Here is a 564-nt window from a genome sequence, read left to right as displayed (position 1 = left end):
TAGGGTTTGTCTGAAAAGTCGCGTTTGTTAGCCTAATGCCGTTGTGGCAAGCGGAGGCAGACATGACAGGTCGCTACGAGCTTTCGAGTCAGCGCTGGGCATTGATTGAAGACATCGTTTCTCCTCCCCAGACCATGGGCCGTCCTCGCCGGGATGATCGACAGATGCTCAATGGTATCTTCTGGATCCTTTGCTCCGGCGCCAAATGGCGTGATCTACCCGAACGCTACGGCCCTTGGAAAACGGTCTATCAGCGTTTTCGCCAATGGCGGGACGACGGAACGTTTGAGCGCGTATTGACTCGTCTGCATCTGCGGCTTCGCCAGGATGGCTTTATCGATCTGGATACCTGGATGGTGGACTCTACGACCATTCGAGCTACCCGTGCCGCGGCAGGAGGCGGAAAAAAAGGGGCCCGGACGAACCTGTAGATCATTGCCTGGGACGCAGCCGGGGTGGGTTAGGTACCAAGATTCACCTGCTTTGCGATGCCAATGGTTATCCGCTGAGCTTTACCCTCTCGCCTGGTCAGCAGGCCGATTCGCGCAACTTTATTCCGTTACT

Annotated in this window: 1 pseudogene; it reads left to right on the top strand. The window is 56.0% G+C overall.

Features of this window, described 5'->3' with window-relative positions:
• Nucleotides 1–62: 62 nt before the first annotated feature.
• A pseudogene (locus GM154_RS25515) lies at nucleotides 63–564 on the top strand (IS5 family transposase); the annotation flags it as partial.

It is taken from the genome of Pseudomonas sp. MAG002Y (assembly GCF_019400845.1).
GTDB lineage: Bacteria > Pseudomonadota > Gammaproteobacteria > Pseudomonadales > Pseudomonadaceae > Chryseomonas > Chryseomonas luteola.
This window is presented reverse-complemented; position numbering and strand designations above follow the sequence as displayed.